This window comes from Vibrio sp. 1580, from assembly GCF_033340055.1.
Genome location: NZ_JAWOVT010000006.1, coordinates 53,890 through 76,757, shown reverse-complemented (window position 1 = coordinate 76,757; position 22,868 = coordinate 53,890). Strand labels below are relative to the sequence as shown.

The following is a 22,868-nucleotide window of genomic DNA, read 5'->3' as shown; positions in this document are numbered from 1 at the left end:
TATTTGTCCTTCAATACGTGTCTTAAATTTGCGAACTTTTTCATTTCGTCTGTATCTGATGCTGTGATGACATAGACCGCGTTAAACCTATTAATATTACAGACTTAGAATCTAATTGGCGTTATCATTATTTACGTTTACTTAACCTCATTCAGCCATAAAAGCATGATAAAAAAAGCTCTCCCCACCATTGTTGGCCTGTTTGCCTTTTCTCATGGTGCCTATGCCGATGTTTCTTTGACTTTGAAAGGCATTGATGGCGCTTTAGAAGAGAATGTCAGTGCGTATCTATCATCTATTCCAGAGAAGGATTACTCCACTTCTCTGCGTTTTCAAGCGAGATTAGATCAAAGTATCACTGAAGCGCTTAACGCGCTTGGGTATTATCATGCAAAAATTTCATACTCTATTCCTGAAGCGAATGATGAGTTAATTGTGCTCATCAAGCCGGGCTTGCCAGTGAAAGTGAAAGTCATGGATGTGGTCATCACTGGAGAGGCCAAGGACGATGAAGAGTTTGCAAAACTTATTGAGAGCTCTCCGCTCAAAGTTGGCCAAGTTTTGAATCAAGGCCAATACGACAGCCTTAAGTCAGGCATTCGTAACTTGGCGCTTCAGCGTGGTTACTTCAATGGTGAGTTTACGCTAAGTCGATTAGAGGTTATCCCTGATCTGAACGAAGCTAATGTCCGTTTGCACTACAGCAGTGGAATACGTTTCAATTTTGGCGACGTTTCTTTTATTGGCAACCACATCTGGGAAGACCGTGTCGCATCACTACAACCTTTTAAAGAAGGGGACCCATACAACGTTTCGAAGCTGGGCGAGTTTAACCAGAAGCTATCAAATACGGAGTGGTTTTCCTCAGTTTTTGTTGAGCCTGAATTGGATAGGCTTGATGATGGCCGAGACTTGCCAATTAAAGTGTCTTTATCTCCTGCTTCGAAGAATCAGATCGAGACGGGTATTGGTTACTCAACGGATGTCGGCGTTCGAGGAACGTTGAAGTGGAAGAAACCTTGGGTGAGCTCCCGAGGACACAGTTTCAACACTGCTTTATCCCTATCTAAGCCAGAGCAAACCGTGACTGCTTCTTACAAAATTCCTTTAGAAGATGTCGCTAACGATTATTATCAAGTTCAATATGGGCTTAAAAACCTAGACAACCGTGACACGCAGAGTATCGAGTCTAACCTTGCAGTGGAACGTCATTGGTTAGCAGACGGTGGTTGGCATAATACCGTTTATGTTCGTCATTTGTACGAGAGCTTTACGCAAGGTTTACAAGATGATGAATTCAACTTCGTACTTCCAGGTGCGACATTTTCTCGGACTAGGGTTCGAGGGGGCAATATGCCAATGTGGGGAGACAAGCAAAGCATCACTATTGAGTATGGTGATACCGCTATGCTTTCTGAAACTAGAGTGCTCCGCTTAATTGGCTCGACTTCTTGGATTCGTGGTATTGGAGAGAATCATCGTGGTTTGTTCCGCTTAGAAGGTGGTGCGAATATTACCGATGAACTTGAAAAGCTATCACCGTCGCTGCGTTTCTTCGCAGGTGGTGACAATAATATTCGTGGTTACGGCTATGAATCTATTTCACCTGTGGATGAGAGTGGTGCTTTGACGGGTGGTAAATACATTGTTAGCAGTACATTAGAATACCAATATCGTGTTTATGGAAACTGGTGGGCTGCAACGTTTTACGATATTGGTGATGCGTTTAATGAAACACCAGATTGGAAATCAGGTGCTGGTGTTGGTATCCGCTGGGCGTCTCCGGTGGGCCCTGTTAGTTTTGATTTTGCATGGGGGTTGGATGCAAAACCAGAACGAGAGTTTCGTATCCACTTCTCATTGGGGCCTGAGCTATGATCAAAATGATGTTTAAGTGGACCAAATGGCTGTCGCTCAGTTTGATTGGTCTATTGCTGTTGCTCATCATTATTGTCGCGACAGTTTTGTTTACCCACCCAGGCCTCAAATTTGCCTTGTGGGGAGCTGAAAAAGCATTACCACAATTGCAGATTGAAAAAGTGCAGGGTTCATTGTTTCCTCGCTTCGAACTGCATAACGTCAGTTTTGTCGATGAGTCTTTGAATATCGACGCCAAAGTCGAGCGTTTAGCTTTGGCAGTGAACTTCCGCTGTTTCTTTGACCCTAAGGTCTGTGTCGATGAGTTAAGACTGCAGGGGCTTGACTTTAAGATGCCAGAGCTACCGCCAGCAAGCGAGGAGCAAGAGGAAGCACCACCACTGCGTTCTATCAGTACGCCAGTGCCAATTTTTGTTAATAAAGTCAGCTTTAATGACATCAATGTCAATGTGCTGGGTAATCAAATTGATTGGCAAACGTTCTCGACCGCTTTGTCGATGCAAGGCGATCGTTTGGTGATCGCACCAACTGCGTTGAAAGACATTAATGTTGCGCTCGCACCAAGTGAAGCGGCCCCAGAAGCGGTTGTTGAAGAGCCGAAAGAAGCCGATGCTACGCCGCAAGATATTGTGTTACCCGAAGTATGGATTCCACTGACGGTGGAAGCGCGCCGTCTGGATATTCACAACTTTAAACTGGCAGGTGAAACGCCAGTGATCGTCAATCATCTTGGTTTGGTTGCAAGAGCAGGCGGTGAGCGTGTTGATGTCAAAACGTTAGAGCTCGACATGCCAGAAGTGGAAGGCAAGTTGAGCACACAAGTGACGCTTTCTTCTGATTACCCTATCAAAGCGCAATTGGACGCGTTAGTGAAGCAAGCAGATGCGAAGGGACAAAAACTGTCGCTTTCGGTCTCGGGTTCGGTTGGTGATTTGTCACTAAATGCTACGCTTTCTGAGCTTGTACAAGCGGAGATCAAAGGTGATATTCAACCGCTTAAAACGCAGTTACCGTTTGATGTCGCGATTAAAAATGTACAGGCGCAATGGCCGCTATTTGGACAAAGCGATTACCAGGTTTCTGTACCAAGCTTGGCGGCAAAAGGCTCACTTGATGGCTACGAAGTCGCATTAGAAACCAAAGCGTCAGGCAAAGATATTCCCGCCGTTGATGTCGCACTAAACGGCAAAGGTACGTTAGAGCAAATTGACCTCGAAAGCCTTGTAGTGAAAACCTTAGGAGGCGAACTCTCTGGGAAAGTCATGGCCAATTGGGCCGCGCCAATCAACTGGCAAGCTGACTTAAACCTGAAGAATATTCAACCAGGATTGCAGTGGAAAGAAGCCGAAGGGGATATCAGCGGTAATCTTTCGACTTCGGGGTCGTTAACAGAACAAGGCGGTTGGCAAGTCAGTTTGCCTAAGTTAGACATTGACGGCATTTTGCGAGGTTATCCGCTGAATGTTGAAGGGCAACTTGAAGCGTCTGATAAGAACGGCAAAGGCGAAGACATCCAACTTACCACTCAGGGTTTAGCGCTTTCTCATGGCCCGAACCAACTGAGTGCAAAGGGTAAGATCGATAAGCAAATTCTGATGGATGTTGAGGTTAACTTCCCTGATTTTGCAAAAAGTGTTCCGGATCTTGCAGGTAGAATGCAAGGTAAAGTCGCACTACGTGGTAGCTTGAAAGAACCAGACATCAATCTTGATCTCGCTTTAAATCAGATAAACTGGCAGCAACAGGCGAACGTAGAAACGATCACCTTAAAGGGTGATGTGAAGCCTCTGCCAGCACCAAAAGCGAACATAAGCCTAATTGCGAACAACATTACCTATGACGACATAAAAGTTGATAGTGCTGACCTTGAAGTCTCTGGGGATGAAAAACTGCATCAACTGACGCTCGATGTAGTGTCTGACCTGGTGTCGACCAGTTTAGAAATTGAAGGGGCATTCCAGCAGAAACCAGAAATGATTTGGGATGGGGCGCTGCGCCGCTTGACGCTGAGCTCGCAACAAGGCCCGTGGGCGTTGCAAAAATCGACCGCGGTGAAGGTCAATATCGACAAACAGATCGCGAACGTTCAAGCGCATTGTTGGTTGCAAGCGGAGTCGAGCGTATGTCTAACCGAAGACATTAGTGTCGGTAAGAGTGGCCAGGCGAAGTTAGCCATCAATGATTTTGATTTTGACCAAATCAAACAATTCCTGCCGCCAGAAACCAAGCTGCAAGGCTCGGTTAATGCACAGGCTTTTGCTAAATGGGCACCAGAGAAAAAGCCTGAAGTAACCTTAAGTGTCAATATGCCAAAAGGCCAAGTTGAACAAGCGCTTGAACAGCCAATTAAAGTCGGTTGGGAAAGCTTCAACTTTAAAGCAGCATTAGCGAAAGACAAGCTTGATGCCGAGTGGCTATTTGATGTGAAAGATAACGGCGACTTGTCTGGTAAGGTTTCTTTACTGAATGTCTCGACTGAAAAGCCCACTATTGATGGTAAGGTTTCACTCTCTACGTTCCACTTGGATTTCTTGGCACCGTTGATTGGTGAGTACAGCTTGTTTAAAGCAAACATGAATACTGACCTAGCGATATCAGGTGACGTTATGCATCCGAAGGTGAACGGTCAGTTCTTGATTGACCAAATGAAGCTACAGGGTGAAGTCACACCGATAGATATAAACTCAGGGCAGGTCGTCATCAACTTTAAAGGCCATCAAGCGGACTTGGATGCCGGAATTTTAACCCCGGATGGTGAGTTGAACGTTACCGGTGATGCCGACTGGCAGGACTTACAGAACTGGCGCACTAAAGCGCGTGTATTTGCTAAAGAGCTCAATGTTGATGTGCCTCCAATGGTAAAAATCAAAGTTGAGCCTGACATGACAATAGATGTGACCCCTCAGCTTGCGAAAATTGAGGGTGATATTAATTTGCCATGGGGAAGAATTGTCGTCGAAGAGCTTCCACCAAGTGCAGTAGGCGTATCGAGTGATACCGTTATTCTCGATAAAAACTTGCAGCCAGTGGACGATGTGGCTGCGATGCCGTTTGATGTGGAAACGAACATCAACATTAAAATTGGTGATGACTTCCAACTTGCCGCTTTTGGCTTAAAAGGTGGGTTGAAAGGGAGCCTAAACGTGACACAAAAAGACAAAGGTCCGTTCATCGTTGGTGAAGTGAATGTTGTCGATGGTTCTTATCGTTCGTTTGGTCAGGACTTATTGATTAAAGAAGGTAAGATTCTGATGAATGGTCCACCAGATCAACCTTACTTGTCTATCAAAGCGATTCGTAATCCAGACAATACCCAAGATGATGTCATTGCAGGGGTACAAGTGTCGGGCCCAGCATCTGATCCGAGTATAGAAATTTTCTCAGAGCCCGCGATGAACCAAGCCAATGCACTTTCTTATCTACTTCGTGGTCAAGATATTGATGGTGAAGCCGGTGGTAATGCAATGACTACTACCTTAATTGGTTTAAGCTTGGCGAAGAGTGGGCGTGTGGTTGGTGAAATCGGTGAAGCCTTTGGCGTACAGGATTTACAGCTGGACACTGCTGGGTCGGGCGATGATTCGCAAGTGACGGTGAGTGGTTATATTCTGCCAGGTTTGCAGGTGAAATATGGTGTCGGCATCTTTAACTCCCTAGGTGAGTTCACTGTGCGTTACCGATTGATGCAAGACTTGTATTTAGAAGCGGTATCTGGTGTAGATAGCGCCGTTGACCTACTCTATCAGTTTGAGTTCGATTAAAGTGCTTTAACCTAAGCATACACAGTCATGACTAAGGAGTGGTTATGCAGCATTTGATTTTTGTCTACGGCACGTTACGCAAGGGAGAGTACAACCATCAGTATTTGCGCTCGGCGCAGTTTCTTGGTTTACATGAAACGGATGCTCAATTTGCAATGTATGACTTAGGCCCTTATCCAGCGTTGTCTGATGGGCAACGCTCGATTCAAGGTGAGGTGTACCTGATTGACAGTGAAACCTTATCTGAGCTAGATAGGTTAGAAGATGTGCCAGTGGAGTATCGCCGAGAGAGCATCGTCACGCCGTTTGGCCAAGCTTGGATCTACTTATATCAAGATACTGAGCAATTAACCGAAGAAATCGCTTCCGGAGATTGGTGTCAAAAGGTGTGAGCTATACTGACATTATCAATAGCAACGAGCTAAACACTAAGGAGTCACGATGAAAACATTCGTAATTGGATCAATGGCGTTGCTTCTTGCTGCATGCGCACAAACAACACTACCGACTTCGAATAATGTGACCGATTGGCAAGTGTTTGGTAAGCAGTCAGCTTTAGATGGATTACGGGAGTTATCTGAGGAGCGAATTGCGAAGCTGGATGATGTTAACCATGCGACGGCAGAACTGATAATGGCTTATCAAGCGGGTTACCAGCAAGGCAAGCAAGAGTATTGCGAGCAAAGTGCTTATATGCTCGGTGTTATCGGGCGGCCGTATTTTGGCATTTGTGATGATGTTGACCCCTTCTTTCAACATGACTACGACGCTGGACGAATGTCTTCAGCAGGCGCACCTATCTAGTTGACACAGGTAAGATGAAAGCAAAAGAGCTGCCCTAGAGCAGCTCTTGTTAATTTTGTATCAGCAGTGATGCTTATTTTTTCTGAGCTCGCTCGTAAGATTCTAGGATTTCAGCTTTGGCGGCAGCAACATCTGCCCAACCATCCACTTTCACCCATTTGCCTGCTTCAAGCTCTTTGTAACGCTCAAAGAATTGCGTGATCTGCGCTTTCAGTAGTTCTGGGATATCGTCCACATCTTGGATGTGCTCGTACTCTTTCGAGATTTTTGAGTGGGGAACCGCAAACACTTTTGCATCTTCACCCGATTCATCTGTCATCTTCAAAACGCCAACAGGACGGCAGCGAATGACTGAACCTGGCATGAGTGGGTATGGTGTTGGTACCAATACGTCGACTGGGTCGCCATCAAGAGACAGGGTATTGTTCACGTAGCCATAGTTGCATGGGTAGAACATTGGTGCAGACATGAAACGGTCGACAAATACAGCACCAGAGTCTTTATCTACTTCGTACTTGATTGGATCTGCATTTGCAGGAATTTCGATCACGACATAGATATCTTCAGGCAGCGACTTGCCTGCTGGTACATGGTTTAAGCTCATTAGAATATTCCTTTTCATTAACGATGAGTCACACAAAAGCGGCTTCATCTGATGATAAATTCGCGTTTCACTTTAGCGACAAAAACGCGGCAGGTAAACACCTGCCGCGTTGGACAAAGGTCTGAAATTATTCTTCGTCGCGGTGCAGTTCAAGGAACTCTTCAACTTTGCGAACCATGTTCTTCGAACCCACAAAGAAAGGTACACGCTGGTGCAACTCAGTAGGCTTGATGTCCATAATGCGATTCACGCCGTCCGATGCAATGCCGCCAGCTTGCTCAATGAGGAATGCCATAGGGTTACATTCGTAAAGCAGGCGTAGCTTGCCTTGTGGGTGGCTTTGTGTGCTTGGGTAAAGGTAGATACCACCTTTCAGTAGGTTGCGGTGGAAATCAGCAACCAGCGAGCCAATGTAGCGAGAAGTGTATGGGCGACCGTCTTCTGGCACGTTTTCTTGGCAGTACTTGATGTACTTCTTCACCCCTTGAGGGAAACGAATGTAATTACCTTCGTTGATGGAGTAGATCTTACCATCATCAGGAATCATCATGTTTTCATGAGAAAGACAGAAGCTGCCGATAGATGGGTCGTAAGTAAAGCCGTTTACGCCGTTACCAGTTGTGTATACCAACATGGTGGAGGAGCCGTAAATTACGTAGCCCGCAGCCACTTGTTTGTGACCAGGTTGTAGGAAGTCTTCTTCAGTTGGTGGAGTACCGATTGGAGAAACACGACGGTAAATCGAGAAGATAGTACCAACAGAGACGTTCACATCGATGTTAGAAGAACCATCAAGTGGGTCCATCAGTACTACATATTTGGCGTTTTGGTTGAGTTCTTTATTGAACGCAACTGCTTCGTCTTCTTCTTCACTGGCAACGCCACACACTTGATCACGAGCTTCAAGCGCGGCTTTGAACTTATCGTTCGCGTAAACATCGAGCTTTTGCTGATCTTCACCTTGGACATTTTCCGTGCCTACAGCACCAGTGATATCACCGAGACCCGCTGCGTTGATTTCGCGGTTAACGATTTTTGCAGCTAAACGAATGGAGGCTAAAAGGGATGATAGATCACCGCTAGCGTGGGGGAAATCCGCTTGTTTTTCGACAATGAACTCGCCTAGGGTGCGCAGTCCTGACATGGTTAATCCTTACATTTTCATTTCATTGGGGGTAGTGCGCAAGTGAGCATCTCTTTATGGATGTTAAACGATTGCGCTGGATGTAAGTTTAAGTCGCAGATCTTTTTAATGGTAATGAAGTAACTGTTTGAGATCTCAATTTATTTGTAGACTTGTTTGAGGGATTCATCAGTAAGCAAGAGGTTGTACAGTCTGTGTTCAACCTTGTCATATTTGTGAAAGGGACTGCAAGAAGAAGGCTAAAGTCACTCGCTTTTCAGGCGGTAATCGCGATAATGAAAGCATTAAAAAACGCATTACAAGGTTTAGTTTATGCACATTCATATCTTGGGTATCTGTGGCACATTTATGGGCGGCGCAGCGATTCTAGCGCGCCAATTAGGACATAAAGTCACTGGTTCTGATGCCAACGTTTATCCGCCAATGAGCACACTGCTTGAGTCTCAAGGTATTGAAATTATTGAAGGCTTTGACCCGTCTCAACTCGACCCTCAACCAGATCTTGTGGTGATTGGTAATGCGATGAGCCGTGGCAACCCTTGTGTCGAGCATGTGCTCAACACTAACATGCGTTACACCTCTGGCCCGCAGTGGCTCAACGAGTTTTTGCTGCATGATCGTTGGGTATTGGCGGTATCGGGTACACATGGGAAAACGACCACGTCGAGCATGCTTGCCTGGATACTTGAAGATTGTGGTTATCAACCGGGTTTCTTAGTCGGTGGGGTACTCGGTAACTTCGGAGTGTCTGCTCGTTTGGGTGAAAGCATGTTTTTTGTCGTTGAAGCCGACGAATATGACAGTGCTTTTTTCGATAAGCGTTCTAAGTTTGTGCATTACCATCCTCGCACTTTAATCATGAATAACCTTGAGTTCGATCATGCTGATATCTTCGATGATCTAGAAGCGATCAAGCGCCAATTCCATCATTTAGTGCGAACTGTACCGGGCAATGGATTGATCTTAGCGCCGAGGAAAGATCAAGCGTTAGCGGATGTATTAGAGCGTGGCTGCTGGACTGAAAAACAGTTCTCTGGTGAGAATGGTGACTGGCAAGCGCACAAATTAGTGCTTGATGGCTCAAAATTTGACGTTGCGTTGCAAGGCGAGAAGGTTGGTACCGTCGAATGGAATTTGGTGGGTGACCACAATGTGGATAATGCGCTGATGGCAATCGCTGCTGCACGACATGTTGGAGTCACTCCGGATCTTGCTTGCCAGGCATTAGGGCGTTTCATCAATACCAAGCGCCGTTTAGAGCTGAAAGGTGAAGAACAAGGTGTGACGGTTTACGATGATTTTGCGCATCACCCAACGGCAATTGAACTTACTGTCGGTGGTTTGCGTAACAAGGTAGGTGAAAAACGCATCCTTGCTGTGTTAGAGCCGCGGTCTGCCACCATGAAGCGAGGTGTACACAAAAACACACTTGCAGAGTCACTACACAGTGCAGATGAAGTCTTCTTGTTCCAGCCAGATAATATCGAGTGGTCTGTGCAAGACATTGCCGACCAATGCACACAGCCAGCGTTTGTCGATGCGGATATAGATAACTTTGTAGCCAAGATCGTCGAACGTGCGCGACCAGGTGACCAAATTCTAGTCATGAGCAACGGTGGCTTTGGTGGTATTCACGGAAAACTTCTTGAGCAGTTAAAACAAAAAGCCTGATTGATATGCAAAACAAAACACAACCCTCTCATAAAAAAGCCATCACGTTGGCATTAACGGGTGCTTCTGGTGCTCCCTACGGCCTTCGTCTTTTAGAATGCTTGGTTGCGGCGGATTATCATGTCTACGTTCTGATTTCTTCGGCGGCTCGTGTTGTGATGGCAACCGAGCATAATCTTAAGCTACCAAGTGGCCCAGAAGCGGCGCAGCAAGCATTGGTAGAGCACCTGAACTGCAATCCCGATAACATCACCGTTTGCGGTAAAGATGACTGGTTCTCACCGGTTGCGTCTGGTTCTGCTGCACCAAAGCAAATGGTGGTTTGCCCATGTTCTGCGGGAAGCGTTGCAGCGATTGCGCATGGTATGTCAGATAACTTGATCGAGCGGGCCGCTGATGTGGTAATGAAAGAGCGCGGGCAGCTGTTGCTCGTGGTTCGCGAAACACCATTTTCAACGCTACATCTGGAGAACATGCACAAACTGTCGCAAATGGGCGTCACCATCATGCCAGCAGCTCCAGGCTTCTATCATCAGCCAAAGAGTATTGAAGACTTAGTGGATTTTATGGTGGCGAGAATTCTTGACCACTTAGGTATTGAGCAAGGTTTGGTGCCTCGTTGGGGTTATGACCAGCGATCGTGAGCTGATTGTGTAACCACTCAAATACCTTTACAATCCATCCAACTCATCGGGGAGCAAACCCATTTAGCATTGAGTCAATCAATGCATTGGGGCGCTGAGACCTAAGTGTTTAACTAGGGACCCGTATTACCTGAACCAGATAATGCTGGCGTAGGAATTGAGTCTGGATATTGGAAGTCCTTAATAGCCGCCTCAAACCCTGTGCCGCTCAACTTATTTCTCTGAAATACTCATGGAGAGCGAGCAGTGAAACCCACTCTAAATCTGATTGCCTTAGCTGCAATCACTTCTACTTCAGCGTTTGCCGCTGAAAACACATTAACCATCTATACCTACGACTCTTTTGCCGCAGATTGGGGGCCGGGTCCTAAAATCGAGCAAGCTTTTGAAGCAAAATGTGGCTGTGACGTTAACTTCGTAGCGTTGGACGATGGTGTGTCGATTCTGAATCGTCTTCGTCTTGAAGGCGGTAATAGCAAAGCGGACATCGTATTAGGTTTGGATAACAATCTGATGGCAGAAGCGAAGAAAACCGATCTGCTTGCCGAGCACAATGTGGATACGGCTAACACAGTGTTACCAAACGGTTGGAGTGACACGACGTTTGTACCGTACGATTACGGCTACTTCGCGTTTGTGTACAACAAAGAGAAACTGGCTAATCCGCCGAAAAGCATGAAAGAGCTGGTGGAAACGCGCAACGATCTGAAAGTGATTTACCAAGATCCGCGGACTTCAACGCCGGGCCAAGGCTTAATGCTATGGATGAAATCTATTTATGGCGACGATGTGACGCAAGCGTGGCAGAAGCTAGCGAGCAAAACCGTAACGGTCACGAAAGGTTGGTCTGAGGCGTATTCTATGTTCCTCAATGGTGAGTCCGATTTAGTGCTTTCTTACACCACTTCACCTGCGTACCACTTAATTGCGGAAAACGATTCGAAGTTTGCTACGGCGAATTTTGCTGAAGGCCACTACATGCAAGTTGAAGTAGCCGCCAAAGTGAAAGGGGCAAAAAATTCAGAACTTGCTGATCAATTTATGAGTTTCATTTTAAGTGATGAGTTCCAATCGGCGATGCCAACGGGTAACTGGATGTACCCAGTCACTGACGTTGAGTTACCTAAAGGTTTTGAAACTTTGAGTGTTCCAAGCAAGTCGTTGAGCTTTAGTGCTGATGAAGTGGCAAAAATGCGTAAGTCTTGGATTCGCGAATGGCAAAGCGCATTGACGTTTTAGCTGACGTTTCCATCCTCATCTGAATGAGATAGGTTTTACCTTTGAATTCTGTTCCAAAAATAGGTTTAGGGGTCGCGATGATCATCGCGACCTTTGTTATTTCTGCCCTAGGTGCTTTGATTGTTCAAGCCCCTTCACTTGATGTGTCTGTGGTATGGGGCGACCCGTACTATCAACATGTCACCAAGTTCAGTTTCTACCAAGCGTTTCTTTCCACATTGCTCAGTGTTGGCTTTGCCATTCCAGTAGCGCACGCACTTTCGCGTCGCCAATTTATTGGTAAATCATTACTGCTTAAGCTGTTTGCATCGACACTGGTTTTGCCGGTTTTGGTTGGTGTTTTTGGGCTGTTAGCGATTTATGGCAACAGTGGTTTGTTGGCGCAGTGGTTGCAAAGTTTCGACACTAAACTGCCATTCTCTATTTACGGTTTGAACGGCATTTTACTCGCCCATGTGTTCTTTAATTTACCTTACGCGGCACGATTGCTTCTGCAAGCCTTGGAGTCTATTCCTGCCGAGCAGCATAAGCTTTGCGCGCATCTTGGGATGAGCCATTGGGATAAGTTTCGCTGGGTAGAATGGCCGCGTTTAAGGCAGCAGCTTCCCCACGTTTGTGGGTTGGTGTTTATGTTGTGCTTTACCAGTTTTGCCACTGTAATGGCATTGGGGGGCGGGCCAAAATCCACCACCATTGAATTGGCCATTTACCAAGCGATTAAGTTTGATTTTGATTTACAAGCTGGGGCGTTATTGGCGCTGTGGCAGATGCTGTTATGTGGACTGCTTGCTATTGGAGTGCAGAAGTTAACAAGGCCTGTTTCTATCAGTGCTGGAAGCACATCGGTACAGCAATATTTAACGAAGGATCATGGGTGGTCAAAAGCTTGGGATAGCTTTTGGATCATAGGTGCCTTTTTACTGGTAATACCGCCGTTATTGATGGTGTTACTGAGTGGCATCAACCAACAAGTTTGGACAGTATTAACCGATGAGCGTTTTTGGTCTGCGCTATTGAACTCCCTCAAAGTCGCCTGTGTCGCTAGCGCGCTTGCGGTCGCTGCAGGGGTGTCCATACTATTGACCAGTCGCCGTTGGCGGTTGCAGTACAAAAACACGCGAGCCGATCAGATTGAGTTAATCGGCACCGTTATTTTGGTGACTCCAGGTCTGGTGATTAGCACCGGTTTATTCTTACTACTGCGCGCATTTACCGATGTTTTTAGCTTGGCATTTTTTGTCGTGATTTTGGTGAACGGTTTGATGGCTTTGCCTTACGTGATCAAAACGCTAGCGCAGCCAATGCTGCACATTGAACAACAGTATCAGTATGTATGTGCCAGCTTAGGCATGCGTGGCTGGCAACGGTTTAAAGTGGTGGAGTGGCAGGCGCTACGCAAGCCGTTTGCACATGCGTTTGCGATCAGCTTTATGTTTGCAATAGGGGATTTAAGTGCCATAGCACTGTTTGGTGGACAAGAGTTTCGTACCTTACCTCTGTATTTGTTCCAGTTGCTTGGCAGTTATCAGATGGACGCAGCTGCGGTGGTATCGGTGACCCTATTGTTGTTGAGTGTGGGCTGTTTTGCCTTGATTGAGAAAGTATTGAAAACGAAGGAGAGAGCGTAATGTTAGTGTTGGATGATGTGCAGTACACCTACCAACGTGAACTGTTTCGTTTTGACTTAACGATTGAGCAAGGACAGATTGTATCGCTGATGGGACCAAGTGGGGCAGGGAAGTCAACCTTGCTGGCGTTGGTGGCAGGATTCATCCATCCTGACCGTGGTGATATTTGTGTTGATGGTGAGTCCATTGTGCGTAAAGAGCCTTATCTGCGTCCGTTCTCTATGTTGTTCCAAGAGCACAATTTGTTTGCTCACTTATCGGTGCGTGACAACATCGGTTTGGGCTTACACCCAGGGCTAAAGCTTACGGTGGACCAAAATCGTCAGATTGAACAAGCCGCGCAGCAAGTTGGTGTTGCAGAGTACCTCGACCGTTTGCCAGAGCATCTTTCTGGTGGCCAGCGTCAACGTGTTGCCTTAGCGCGTTGTTTTGTTCAGCCTCATCCCATGTGGCTGTTGGATGAGCCGTTCTCGGCGCTTGATCCGGTGTTGCGTGAAGAGATGCTAGGCTTGGTAAAAAAACTGGCAGCAGAGCGGGGAATAACCGTATTGATGGTCACGCACCATTTAAGCGATGCCAAAGCGATTGCCAGCCACTTTGTGTTTGTGGCAGATGGTAAAGTGGAAGCCGCGGGTGATATGTCTGCATTGAGTGAACAGCATGCTAGTGAGAAGCTTGCGGCATTTATCCGAGCAGCATGCTAGTGCCTGATAGTTGCTAGGTTATGCTTCTCCGCAACACAAACCATGCCGAGGGCCAAATTCAAATTGAGATCTTAAGCTCATGATATGGTCAATCATTGCTTGTACACGCCGTGGGCGGTTTGCTCCAGGACGATAGACTAAATAAATAGGCATTGGTACCGTGTGCCATTGCGGTAACACTCTGACTAAGGTGCCACTTTCTAGCTCTTGCGTCATGTTCTGCACAGGTAAGTTCGCGATGCCTAGTCCTTTAAGTGCGCCTTTTAATATTGCTTCTACAGTTGTACTTGAGAAGTTACTGGTTATTGAAACATTGACGGTATTATCGTGTGAGATCAGCGTCCAAGGCCCTATTTCTGAAACATATTGATACCTCAAACAGTTGTGTTTTGTCAGATCTTCTGGCGTTTCAGGTACACCGAACTCAGCTAAATACTCAGGGCTAGCAGCCAGGACTCGAGTGGTATAGCCTAATTTTTTTGCGATTAATCGATCATCAACTATCTGACCGACTCTAATTGCCATATCAAAGCCGTGTGAAAACAGATCAACAAAATCGTTCGATGCTTCTAACGCAATTTGTACTTTTGGCCATTGTTTTAAAAATGGCAAAAAGATGTGCTCCGCCATATACGCATCCAACGCTGGTGGCGCGGAAATACGCAGCCGGCCTTGGATCTGTTGTTCCATCTCCTGAACGTCATGGCCAATTGAGTGGAATTCCTCAACTAAGCTTGCAGCACGCTCTAAAACCATTTGGCCAGCTTCGGTGATCACTAACTTTCGGGTTGTGCGCTCTAGCAGTTTGGCTTCAAAGTGTTGTTCGAGTTTGGTTATGGCTTTGCTAACAGTAGATTTCGGTAGGTTTAACTCCAGCGCGCACTTGGTTAAGCTCAGTAGTCGACAGCTTGTGACAAAGATAGAAAGCGTTCTAAAGTCAATTGTTTCTAAATTGCGAACAATCACTTTCAATTATCCATATTGTTTCAATATTAATCTGATTATAGTCTGGCACCTCATCCTTAGCCATCAAGTTATTGTCATTTGAGGTAAACAACATGTCCAACTCTGTAGACTTATTTTCTCCTATCGAACTCGGTCAATTAGCATTAGATAACCGTGCCATTATGGCGCCTTTAACGCGAGCTCGTGCTGGTGCGGACCATATTCCTAATGACCTTATGGTTGAATACTACGCTCAACGTGCGAGTGCCGGACTTATCATTGCTGAATGCACCATGGTGATGGAAGGTACGTCTGCTTTCATGGCAGAGCCGGGCATTTACAGCGAAGAGCAAATCGCAGCTTGGAAAAAGGTAACGGATGCGGTTCATGAGAGAGGCGGTAAGATTGTACTGCAAATTTGGCATGCGGGACGAGCTTGTCATCCTGATCTGAATGAAGGAAAAACACCTGTAGCGGCGAGCGCATTGGCCATTCGTGATGAATTAGTCCATACCCCTTCGGGTAAGCAAGCATATACGGTACCACGAGCACTCGAAGTGGATGAGATAGCTTCCATTGTTGCGGCGTTTAAACAAGGTGCAGAAAACGCCAAGAAAGCCGGCTTTGATGGGGTCGAGATACATGGCGCCAATGGTTATCTTATTGATAACTTCCTTCGTGACGGCTCAAATTTACGTACCGATGAATACGGTGGCTCGGTTGAAAATCGTGCTCGATTTTTACTTGAGATAGTGAAAGAAGTCGTTGAGGTGTGGGGACCTGGAAGAGTCGGTCTGCGCACATCTCCGCTAAATGGATTTAATGACATGAAAGACAGTGATCCAGTTGGCTTGATGCGTTACTTAGCAGAGCAACTTAATTCTTTCGATCTTGCTTATTGGCACGTGATGCGTGCGGATCTGAAAGGCGTACAAAAAGCAGATGTTCTCAAGCCAGCACGCGAAAACTATAAAGGTCACTTAATGGCGAACGTGGGCTACAGTGCACAAGAAGCGGCAACAGCAATTGCAGAAAACAAAGTTGATGTGGTCGCATTTGGCGTTCCCTTTATCGCAAACCCAGATTTAGTTGAGCGATTTAAGAAAAATGCACCTCTTAATGAGGCGAAACCAGAACACTTTTATTTGGGTGGAGCAGAAGGTTATACCGATTACCCAGTGATGGCATAACCCTTACTTGTTTAATATAAAAAGGACGCTAATGTTAGCGTCCTTTTTCGTTTCTGTATTTACTTAGCCTTGCGGTTTTACGACCATCACATTGATTGGAGAATATTCCACAACCTTACTCGCGACAGAGCCAAGCATTACTTTATTGATTTTAGAGCGCTTGTGACTTGGCATAATGATGAGATCTGCGCCTAAACGTTCTGCATAATCAAGAATGGTCGCGTAGGCCTTGCCTTCAGCAACATGCACTTGGTAAACCACATCTTCAGCAATATGCTCATTAGCGAAAGTTTTTAGTTGCTGCTTCACGTCTTGCTTCATTTTGGCCGCAGCATCTTTCGGAAAGTATGTGGCAACCATCGACATGTGAATACCAGGTAGTACCGTCAGAAGATGGATTTGAGCATTTGCTTGCTTTGCCTGCCAAACCGCTAGTTCAACCGCTCGGTCTGAAAAGCCTTGGTCATTTAGATCAACCGGAACAAGAATTTGTTTGTACATTCAATGTCTCTCATTAAGGCCCCTTTATCCTCGGGGCCAAATCGGTTATGCGCTCAATTGTTCCTTACGAGCACGACGTTTTTGGTTCATTGCAAGCACCAGCAAAATCATTAAGCATGGTACAAACACCCACTCTTTCATCGGACGGTCTGCATCCTGGATAACCCACTTGATTTCCCAATCAAAGTCGATACCTGCGGACTCTGCTGGACTACCAAATTCAACCATATCGACAATCATTTTGTTGTCACTTTCGGTCAGCATTAGACCCATAGATGAAATACGTGCGTCTGCTGTTGTCGCACTGTCTTCGAATGGAAGACGAACCGTTTTCTCAATGTAGTCGCCCTCAAGGTTTTCACCGGCAACACGTAACTCCAATGATTCTCCTACATTTAGTGTTTCCGTGATTTGAGCTACCTCAACGCCAGGAGAAAGAACTTTCGCTGGGTACAGCATGTCCCACCAAAAACCTGGACGGAAAAACGAAAACGTCAGTACTAATAATAGGACTGTTTCCCACCACTTGTTACGCGTGAACCACCACCCTTGAGTTGCCGCAGAGAAAATCAGCATTGCAATGATCGATGAGATGACCGTGAGTGCCAAATGCCACCAAGAGTCAATCCCCATTAACAATAGCTGGGTATTGAACACAAACATGAACGGCAAAATAGCGGTTCGAATATCGTAAGTAAAACCTTGGATACCAGTACGAATTGGATCTGATTTCGCAATTGCTGCTGCTGCAAAAGCCGCAAGGCCTACAGGTGGGGTATCGTCGGCCAAAATACCAAAGTAGAAAACGAACAAGTGCACCGCTATCAACGGAATAATTAAGCCATGCGCTGCGCCGAGCGTAACAATAACCGGCGCCATTAGCGTAGAGACCACGATGTAGTTCGCCGTTGTTGGCAGACCCATCCCCAGAACCAAGCTAATGATGGCGGTAAAGAGCAGCATAAGAATGATGCTGCCACCAGAGATAAACTCGACGAAGTCGGTCATCACTAGGCCGATACCCGTTAGTGTAACAACACCAACAACGGTGCCCGCTGCCGCGGTTGCAACGCCGATACCAATCATATTGCGCGCACCAGAAACTAAGCTCTCGGCAAGATCGACAAAGCCATCTTTGGTTTGCTGAAGCATGTCACCTTGCTTTGACAGCAGTGCAATCAACGGACGTTGAGTCAGCAAAATGAAAATCATGAACACCGTTGCCCAGAATGCCGAAAGGCCAGGTGAGAAACGTTCGACAGTCAAACACCAAACCAATACGACGATAGGGAGTAGGTAGTGCAAGCCTGACTTAACGGTTGGGCCAGGATCAGGTACTTCTGTTAATTCTGCATCAATCTCAATTGCGCCATCTTGCACGTGATTTGCTGAGACTTTCACCAACCCAACGTACGCGATTAATAGTGCGACGGTAACAATTGGTGTCGCGGCATCACCAAAGACGTCCTTTGTCCAACCCACTCCGTAGTAAACCAATGCGCTGATCACACACAATCCTAAGATTGTGCCAGTAAAGGACAGCAGACTTTGTACTAGTGTTGGGTTGTGGCGACGAGGAAGGCCTGTCATGCCTGCTTTACATGCTTCAAGGTGAACAATGTAAATTAAAGCAATATAAGAGATTAGCGCTGGAAGTAGGGCAGCTTTAATCACCTCAACGTAGGAGATACCGACGTATTCCACCATCAAAAATGCGGCTGCACCCATGATTGGCGGTGTTAACTGACCATTGGTTGAAGCCGCTACCTCTACCGCACCCGCTTTTGTGCCGGGAAAGCCAACACGCTTCATCAGTGGAATGGTAAAGGTGCCAGTTGTTACTACGTTTGCGATTGAAGAACCAGAAACCAGACCAGATAAACCTGATGCAACAACGGCCGCTTTAGCTGGACCACCTTTCATATGGCCAAGCAACGAGAAGGCAACTTTAATGAAGTAAGCACCAGCACCAGCGCGTTCCAGCATTGCTCCAAACAATACAAACAAGAAGACAAAAGAGGTAGAAACACCTAGCGCAACCCCAAATACGCCTTCTGTTGTTAGCCACAAGTGAGACATGGCCTTGTTCAAGCTTGCCCCTTTGTGCGCGATAACGTCAGGCATGTAAGGGCCTGCAAAGGTGTAAGTAAGGAAAACAGCAGCCACGACCATTAATGGTGGACCAAGAGCTCGGCGTGTTGCTTCTAAAAGGAGGATCATACCGATAACAGCAACAACGATATCAACCGTTGTCGGTGCGCCTGAGCGTCCTGCTAGCTCGGTATAAAAAAGGTATATATAGGCTGCTGAAAAGCTGCCAGCCAACGCGAGTATCCAATCAACAAGAGGGATATGATCGCGAGGAGAATTCTTCATCGCTGGATAAGCAGTGAAAGCCAAAAAGATCGCGAAAGTAAGGTGGATAGATCGCGCTTCCGTGTCGTTCAGTACGCCAAAATTGAAAATAAATGGTAACGGGGATGCGTACCATAATTGAAATAGTGACCAACACAGAGGAACAAACCAAAGGATTCGTCCTTGCATTCCCGAAGGGCTACGTGCACCTGTGTCTGCCTGAGCCACCATTTCTTGCACATCTTGTGACGGAGCTTGATTCGTCGCCATGTACTTTTTCCTTATTATTGATGGTCCTGTCTGATTTTTATCGAGAACCACACTTCGCCTCTATCAGTGTAGTGAATGGAGCGAAGTTTGCTTTCGAGTATTTTGCTGCCTGAACTCAAAGTGTTGATTGTTGGATACTCTGTTAGGCGGCGTTTAAGTTTTCTTGGGTATGAGCTCGCAGTTTTCAGAAGAAAACTGGCGAATGAAGCATACAGTTAGAACGTGCTACAACCTGTATGCTCAAACAGGCAGAAAATATTCTTTCCTGCCTGTATGTAGAGTCTGAGGAAATTACTTAATTAGACCCATTTCTTTGTAGTATTTTTCTGCACCTGGGTGAAGAGGAATAGAAAGACCAGCTTTCACCATGTCTTCTTTCTTCAAGTTTGCGAATGCAGGGTGTAGACGTTTGAAGGTATCAAAGTTTTCAAACACAGCTTTTGCCACGTTGTAAGCGACATCGTCTGAAACATCAGAGGTCGTTACCATTGTTGCTGCAACACCAAAGCTGTTTACGTCTTTGTCTGTACCGCGGTACATACCAGCCGGTACTGAGCTAAAGGCGTAGTATGGGTTGTCGGCAACAATTTTATCGATTTTAGAGCCTGTTGCTGAAACTAGCTTCGCATCACATGATGTGGTTGCTTCTTTGATTGAACCGTTCGGGTGGCCGACCATGTAAATGAAGGCGTCAATTTTGTTATCACAAAGTGCCTGAGAGCGTTCAGAGCCTTTTAGCTCAGACGCCAACTTGAAGCTGTCGTTTGTCCAACCCATCGCTTCCATGACAACGCCCATCGTTGCACGGTCACCAGAGCCTGGATTACCGATGTTTACGCGCTTACCTTTCAGGTCTTCAACGTTTTCAATACCTGAATCTGCACGCGCAATGATGTTGAAAGGTTCTGTATGAAGAGAGAACATTGCGCGTAGCTTCTTGTACGGGCCTTGTTCTTCAAACTTGCTCGTACCGTTGTAGCCGTGGTACTGCCAATCCGATTGCACGATACCAAAATCTAATTCGCCTGCACGGATAGTGTTAACGTTGTAAATTGAGCCACCAGTCGATTCTACTGAACAACGGATGTTGTGGTCTTTACGACCTTTATTTACCAACTTACAGATAGCACCACCAGTTGGGTAGTAAACACCTGTCACAGAGCCAGTACCGATGGTAATAAACTCTTGAGCGTTAACTGCGCCTGCGCCCATTACGGCTGCAGCGATAGCGCCTACTTTGAGAAGTTTGTTAAATGCCATGAATTTCCCTTCCTTATATTCATTATTTACCCGGAAATAACCATAAATCACTTCTGGAGTTTCCTATTTGGAAACGGCACCTTTTTCAATCCAATCGTTTGAAAAAGCGAGCGAATCATAACAAAAAATTGGCAGAAAATTATCCAATTGTTAAATGTTATAGTTGATAAGTCTGAATTTTGTATCAGGGGATAGGATTCAATTTGTGATTTAATTCTTTTTAAAACAATTGCTTAATTAACGTTTAGTGACTGAAATGAAAAAGATCAATTGCGTGATGTTAATCACAAAATGGATGGTTGAAGAATGAGCGGAGTAAGCAAAAAATTTACATAAATTATGGGCTACAAAATGAGACTTCTTTTATAACCCACAATGAGTTAGCTGATTGAAGCTTTATAGAACTTAACCAGTATATTCGAACAGCTCGCACACTGATTTGAAGAGTTGCTCAGTCGTAATTGCCATGGTTGGCGTAATGAAAATGGTATCGTCACCTGCGACAACACCAAGAATACCTTCGGATTTACCGAGTGAATCAAGCAAGCGAGCAATCAACTGTGCTGCACCTGGGCCAGTGTGAATTACCACTAACGCTGCGTTACGATCGATGTCTAGTACTAGTTCACGCAGAGAGCTGCTGACTGTTGGGACACCTAGCTCAGCAGGAAGACAGTAAACCATTTCCATTTTTGCATTGCGCGTACGGACAGCGCCAAATTTAGTCAGCATACGTGAGACTTTAGATTGGTTGATACTCTCAAATCCTTGCTGTTTGAGTGCGTCAACAATCTCGCCCTGTGAGCCAAAGCTTTCTTCTTTTAACAGGGCTTTAAAGGCGCGAACTAAGTTGTCTTGTTTTTCTGAATTGCGCATAGTCATTACAAATCTCTTATTACGGGTCAGCAATTTTGCATATTCTCGCATATATATTCAGGCGGTGCCAAAGAGTCCCAGGATTATGTTAGATGCGTCACTGTAAACTATATACCACATAGAATTCTTTAGCGCGCTGAAGTAGGGCTGTATCTGTTTTCTTGAATTCCTTGTCATTTCAACAGAATAAAAGAATAATCCAAGCCCCATTTGTAGCACGGTAACAGCGAGTTGCGCGAGGTCGCAAAGCTAGCGTTAATTGATTGTAATCAAGTTGTGATTCCGATAGCTTTATTTAAGTTGGTTACAAACTACCCTACGAATACGTTTATAAGAGAAATACTCTCAAGGAGAACTACATGAAAGTAGCCGTTATTGGTGCCGCTGGTGGCATCGGTCAAGCCCTGGCCCTTCTACTTAAGAACCGTCTTCCTGCTGGTTCTGATCTAGCCCTATATGATATTGCTCCAGTAACTCCTGGTGTGGCCGCTGATCTTAGCCACATCCCTACGCCAGTTTCTATCAAAGGTTACGCTGGTGAAGATCCTACTCCAGCACTAGAAGGCGCGGATGTTGTGCTAATTTCTGCTGGTGTTGCGCGTAAGCCAGGTATGGATCGTGCGGATCTATTTAATGTAAACGCTGGTATCGTTAAATCGCTAGCGGAGAAGATTGCGGTTGTTTGTCCGAAAGCTTGTGTTGGTATCATCACAAACCCTGTAAATACAACAGTGCCAATTGCTGCTGAAGTTCTTAAAAAAGCGGGTGTTTATGATAAGCGTCGTCTATTTGGTGTAACAACGTTGGATGTTATCCGTTCAGAAACGTTTGTTGCTGAGCTAAAAGACAAAGATCCAGGTGACGTTCGCGTGCCAGTTATTGGTGGTCACTCTGGCGTAACGATCTTACCTCTACTGTCTCAAGTAGAAGGTGTTGAGTTTACAGCTGAAGAAGTAGAAGCATTAACGAAACGTATTCAAAATGCAGGTACTGAAGTTGTAGAAGCGAAAGCGGGTGGTGGTAGTGCAACACTATCAATGGGCCAAGCTGCATGTCGCTTTGGTCTGTCTCTGGTTCGTGCTCTTCAAGGTGAAGAAGGCGTAGTTGAGTGCGCTTACGTTGAAGGCGACGGCGAACACGCGACGTACTTCGCGCAACCTGTGAAACTGGGTAAAGAAGGCGTTGAAGAAGTACTAAGCTACGGCAAACTCAGCGATTACGAAAAGTCTGCATTAGACGGTATGCTAGAAACACTAAATGGCGACATCAACATTGGTGTTGAATTCGCAAAGTAATCTAGAAAGCCTATATAAGAAGAAAGCCGATCATTTTGATCGGCTTTTTTGATCCTTGATTTCTCAACTTCGTAAAAATGATCGAATAAAACGACGTAG

Annotated in this window: 18 protein-coding genes and 1 riboswitch; of the genes, 11 read left to right on the top strand and 7 right to left on the bottom strand. The window is 45.8% G+C overall.

Annotated features, from left to right (window positions below):
* The first annotated feature begins 165 nt into the window (after positions 1-165).
* The 4 genes from R7093_RS11260 to R7093_RS11245 are packed head-to-tail and all read left to right on the top strand — an operon-like array spanning position 166 to position 6,443.
* Entirely contained in the window at positions 166-1,878 is a 1,713-nt protein-coding gene (locus R7093_RS11260) for an autotransporter assembly complex protein TamA (RefSeq protein WP_065274120.1), read from the top strand.
* A complete protein-coding gene (locus R7093_RS11255; protein WP_318146654.1) occupies positions 1,875-5,639 on the top strand; it encodes a translocation/assembly module TamB domain-containing protein in 3,765 nt (1,254 codons plus the stop codon). Before R7093_RS11260 ends, R7093_RS11255 begins: the two co-directional genes overlap by 4 nt.
* A gap of 44 nt (positions 5,640-5,683) precedes the next feature.
* Positions 5,684-6,031: a gamma-glutamylcyclotransferase gene (locus tag R7093_RS11250; RefSeq protein ID WP_005379626.1), complete on the top strand. Its 348-nt coding sequence runs from the start codon at positions 5,684-5,686 to the stop codon at positions 6,029-6,031.
* A 49-nt stretch (positions 6,032-6,080) separates the two neighbouring features.
* On the top strand, positions 6,081-6,443 hold the full coding sequence (locus tag R7093_RS11245; protein WP_005379633.1) for a DUF2799 domain-containing protein: 363 nt from the start codon (positions 6,081-6,083) through the stop codon (positions 6,441-6,443).
* Positions 6,444-6,516: 73 nt separating this feature from the next.
* Here the strand turns inward: R7093_RS11245 and ppa are convergent, their stop codons facing one another.
* Together ppa and fbp are read right to left on the bottom strand one after the other, a co-directional pair.
* On the bottom strand, positions 6,517-7,047 hold the full coding sequence (gene ppa, locus R7093_RS11240; protein WP_005379635.1) for an inorganic diphosphatase: 531 nt from the start codon (positions 7,045-7,047) through the stop codon (positions 6,517-6,519).
* A 127-nt stretch (positions 7,048-7,174) separates the two neighbouring features.
* A complete protein-coding gene (fbp, locus tag R7093_RS11235) occupies positions 7,175-8,191 on the bottom strand; it encodes a class 1 fructose-bisphosphatase (RefSeq protein WP_005383114.1) in 1,017 nt (338 codons plus the stop codon).
* Positions 8,192-8,503: 312 nt separating this feature from the next.
* Here fbp and mpl point away from each other — a divergent pair, with 312 nt between their 5' ends.
* From mpl to thiQ, 5 genes are all read left to right on the top strand, one after another.
* The gene (gene mpl / locus R7093_RS11230; RefSeq protein WP_033906021.1) at positions 8,504-9,862 is read left to right on the top strand and encodes a UDP-N-acetylmuramate:L-alanyl-gamma-D-glutamyl-meso-diaminopimelate ligase; all 1,359 of its coding nucleotides are present in this window, start codon (positions 8,504-8,506) and stop codon (positions 9,860-9,862) included.
* A gap of 5 nt (positions 9,863-9,867) precedes the next feature.
* Positions 9,868-10,506: a flavin prenyltransferase UbiX gene (locus tag R7093_RS11225; protein ID WP_033906022.1), complete on the top strand. Its 639-nt coding sequence runs from the start codon at positions 9,868-9,870 to the stop codon at positions 10,504-10,506.
* A gap of 37 nt (positions 10,507-10,543) precedes the next feature.
* A riboswitch (TPP riboswitch) is annotated at positions 10,544-10,680 on the top strand.
* Between the two features lie 72 nt (positions 10,681-10,752).
* Entirely contained in the window at positions 10,753-11,745 is a 993-nt protein-coding gene (thiB, locus tag R7093_RS11220; RefSeq protein WP_047101920.1) for a thiamine ABC transporter substrate binding subunit, read from the top strand.
* Between the two features lie 41 nt (positions 11,746-11,786).
* The gene (gene thiP, locus R7093_RS11215) at positions 11,787-13,373 is read left to right on the top strand and encodes a thiamine/thiamine pyrophosphate ABC transporter permease ThiP (protein WP_017820277.1); all 1,587 of its coding nucleotides are present in this window, start codon (positions 11,787-11,789) and stop codon (positions 13,371-13,373) included.
* Positions 13,373-14,077: a thiamine ABC transporter ATP-binding protein gene (gene thiQ / locus R7093_RS11210; protein WP_047101922.1), complete on the top strand. Its 705-nt coding sequence runs from the start codon at positions 13,373-13,375 to the stop codon at positions 14,075-14,077. The genes thiP and thiQ overlap by 1 nt, the downstream gene beginning before the upstream one ends.
* 18 nt (positions 14,078-14,095) lie before the next feature.
* Here thiQ and R7093_RS11205 read toward each other — a convergent pair whose 3' ends face one another.
* Positions 14,096-15,043: a LysR family transcriptional regulator gene (locus R7093_RS11205; protein ID WP_005379650.1), complete on the bottom strand. Its 948-nt coding sequence runs from the start codon at positions 15,041-15,043 to the stop codon at positions 14,096-14,098.
* A gap of 92 nt (positions 15,044-15,135) precedes the next feature.
* On the opposite strand from R7093_RS11205, the gene R7093_RS11200 reads away from it, so the two are divergent.
* The gene (locus tag R7093_RS11200) at positions 15,136-16,212 is read left to right on the top strand and encodes an alkene reductase (RefSeq protein WP_047101924.1); all 1,077 of its coding nucleotides are present in this window, start codon (positions 15,136-15,138) and stop codon (positions 16,210-16,212) included.
* A gap of 63 nt (positions 16,213-16,275) precedes the next feature.
* Here the strand turns inward: R7093_RS11200 and R7093_RS11195 are convergent, their stop codons facing one another.
* From R7093_RS11195 to argR, 4 genes are all read right to left on the bottom strand, one after another.
* Positions 16,276-16,713 (bottom strand): universal stress protein, encoded by a 438-nt coding sequence (locus R7093_RS11195; RefSeq protein ID WP_005379654.1) that lies wholly within the window; start codon positions 16,711-16,713, stop codon positions 16,276-16,278.
* A gap of 45 nt (positions 16,714-16,758) precedes the next feature.
* Entirely contained in the window at positions 16,759-19,338 is a 2,580-nt protein-coding gene (locus R7093_RS11190; RefSeq protein WP_005383099.1) for a TRAP transporter permease, read from the bottom strand.
* 291 nt (positions 19,339-19,629) lie between these two features.
* A complete protein-coding gene (locus R7093_RS11185; RefSeq protein WP_047101926.1) occupies positions 19,630-20,598 on the bottom strand; it encodes a TAXI family TRAP transporter solute-binding subunit in 969 nt (322 codons plus the stop codon).
* Between the two features lie 405 nt (positions 20,599-21,003).
* Complete coding sequence (argR, locus tag R7093_RS11180) at positions 21,004-21,474, bottom strand: transcriptional regulator ArgR (RefSeq protein ID WP_005379659.1); 471 nt, start codon at positions 21,472-21,474, stop codon at positions 21,004-21,006.
* Between the two features lie 359 nt (positions 21,475-21,833).
* Here argR and mdh point away from each other — a divergent pair, with 359 nt between their 5' ends.
* Entirely contained in the window at positions 21,834-22,769 is a 936-nt protein-coding gene (gene mdh, locus R7093_RS11175; protein ID WP_005379660.1) for a malate dehydrogenase, read from the top strand.
* The last annotated feature ends 99 nt before the right edge of the window (positions 22,770-22,868 follow it).